Here is a 2,858-nt window from a genome sequence, read left to right on the forward strand (position 1 = left end):
GCGAAGGGCATGTTGTAGAGGCTGCCGCCGGGCTCCAACTGGTCGATGAACCACAGCCGCTGCTGCGCGAAGGACAGCGGAGAGGCCTCGGTGCGGCGCGTGGGAACGAGCGGCGGAATGGCCTGGACCTGACGATTCCGGAGCGCCGTGTCCACCTGCGCGGCCAGCGCGGAGAGGATGGGCGCCTTGAACAGCTCGCGCAGGGGCAGCTCCACGCCCAGGCCGACGCGGATGCGGGAGACCACCTGGGTCGCCAGCAGCGAGTGGCCGCCCAGCTCGAAGAAGTTGTCCTCGGCGCCCACGCGCTCCAGGCCGAGCGTCTCGGCCCACAGCGCCGCGAGCCGCTCCTCGGTGGGCGTGCGTGGGGCGACGTACTGGCGGGTGGTGGCCAGGTCCGGAGCGGGCAGGGCCTTGCGGTCCACCTTGCCATTGGGCGTGAGGGGCAGGGTGTCCAGCCGCACGAGCGCGGAGGGCACCATGTATTCGGGCAGCCGCTGCTGGAGGAAGGCGCGCAGTGCGGCCATGTCCAATGAGCGCGGGGCCGCGACGTAACCGACGAGGCGCTTGTCGCCGGGCCGGTCCTCGCGCACGAGGGCGACGGCCTCCTGGACCTCGGGGTGGCTGGCCAGGGTGGACTGCACCTCGCCCAGCTCGATGCGGAAGCCGCGCAGCTTCACCTGCGAGTCGGCACGGCCGATGAAGTCGAGCGTGCCGTCGTTCCGCCAGCGCACCAGGTCGCCGGAGCGGTAGAGCCGAGCGCCCGGGATGCCGGAGAAGGAGTCGGGGATGAAGCGCTCGGCGGTGAGCGCGGGCTGGCCGATGTAGCCGCGGGCCAGGCCATCGCCGCCGATGAACAGCTCGCCGGTGACACCCACGGGCACGGGCTGGCCGTGCGCGTCGAGCACGTACAGCCGGGTGCCGCCGATGGGCTTGCCGATGGGGACGGAGATGCCCACCTGCTCGGGACGGCTCACCGGGTGGGAGGTGGCGAAGACCGTCGTCTCGGTGGGGCCATAGAGGGCGGTGACGGGGAGGTGCAGCGCTTCCACCGCGCGGCGCACGTGGGCCGGGGACACCACGTCGCCGCCCGTCATGACGTGCTTCACCGTGGTGAGCCCCGGCGGCGGGTTGTCCACCAGTTGCGTGAACAGGCCGGCGGTGGCCCACAGGGTGGTGACGCCGGAGGACTGGAGGACGTGGCCCAGTTCCTCCAGCGAGGGCACCTGGGGCGGCATCACCACCAGGCGTGCGCCGTGAAGGAGGGCGCCCCAGATTTCGAAGGTGGAGGCGTCGAAGGAGATGGGAGCGAAGTGGAGCAGGACCTCGTCTGCGCCGAAGCGCGCGTAGTCCACGCCGATGAGGGTGCGCAGCACGCCCCGGTGGGTGGTGCCGACGCCCTTGGGCCTGCCGGTGGAGCCGGAGGTGAAGTCGACGTAGGCCAGCGAGTCGGGCAGGGCCAGCGGAGGTGGCGCGTGAGTGGGCTCGGAGGCGAGTGCGGCGTCCTCCAGCATCACGGTGGCGAGTCTGTCGGCGGGAAGACGGGGCAACAACGCTCGCGTGGTGACGAGCACTCGTGGAGAGGTGTCCTCCACCATGCCCGCGAGACGTTCGCGGGGATAGTTCGGGTCCAGGGGGACGTAGGCGCCGCCGGCCTTGAGGATGGCCACCAGCGAGACGATGAGCTCCAGCGAGCGCTCGACGGCCAGGGCCACACACGTATCCGCGCCCACGCCCAATCCGCGCAGGTGCCAGGCGAGCTGATTGGCTCGCTCATCGAGCTGCCGATACGTGAGGCGCGAACCCGCGAACTCGACGGCGATGTTGTCGGGGAAGCGCGCCACCACGCGGGAGAAGACGCCGGGCAGCGTGGCTTCGCGCGGGTAGTCGGAGACGGTGGTGCTCCACTCGCGCAGCACCCGCCGCTGCTCGTCCTCGCCCATCAGCGGCAGCTCGGAGAGGAGCCGCGCCGGCCGCGCCACGGCCGCCTCGAGCAGGATGCGCAGGTGCTCCATCATTCGCGCCATGGTCGAGGCGTCGAACAGGTCGGAGCTGTACCGGAGGGTGCCCGTGAATCCCCGGGGCGACTCTGTCAGGGCGAGCGTCAGGTCGAACTTGGCTCCGACATCGCTGGGTTCGAGCGGCTGCAGGCGCAGCCCTGGCGCCTCCAGTTCCCCGATGGGGGCGTTCTGCAAGGAGAAGAGGACCTGAAAGAGGGGCGAGTAGCTCGCATTGCGAGGAGGGCGCAGCTCCTCGACGAGCTTCTCGAAGGGCACGTCCTGATGCTCGTAGGCGCCCAGGGTGGTCTCCTTCACCTGCTCCAGCAGGGAGGCGAATGAGAGGCCCGGAGTCACCCGCGTGCGCAGGACCAGGGTGTTGACGAAGAAGCCGATGAGGCCCTCCGTCTCCGCGCGATTGCGGCCCGCGATGGGCGAGCCAACGACGATGTCCGCCTGACCGGAATAGCGGTGCAGCAGCGCCTGGAAGGCCGCCAGCAGCGTCATGAACGGCGTCACGCCGTGCCGCTGTGACAGGGCCTTGATGGACTCGGCGAGGTCCGCCGGGAGGAAGATGGACTGCTTCGCGCCGCGGTACGACTGCACGGCGGGCCGCGGCCCGTCGGTGGGCAGCTCCAGCAGCGCGGGGGCGCCGGCGAGCTGCCGCTTCCAGTAGTCCAACTGCCGGGAGAGCACCGCGCCCTGGAGCCAGCCGCGCTGCCAGACGGCGTAGTCGGCGTACTGCATGGGCAGTGGCGGCAGGGGCGGCGCCACTCCGGACAGATGCGCCGCGTAGAGGATGCCCATCTCCCGGACGAGGACGCCCATGGACCAGCCGTCGGAGACGATGTGGTGCATCGTGAG

The 2,858-nt window shown here is 70.9% G+C and carries 1 protein-coding gene; it reads right to left on the minus strand.

Annotation, left to right across the window (positions count from 1 at the left end; translation table 11 throughout):
- A partial coding sequence (locus K8638_RS44045; protein ID WP_223760787.1) for a non-ribosomal peptide synthetase occupies window positions 1–2,858 on the minus strand: 2,858 nt, incomplete at both ends.

Origin of the sequence: Myxococcus sp. RHSTA-1-4 (assembly GCF_020037125.1) — a bacterium.
In the GTDB taxonomy this organism is placed as follows: Bacteria; Myxococcota; Myxococcia; order Myxococcales; family Myxococcaceae; genus Myxococcus.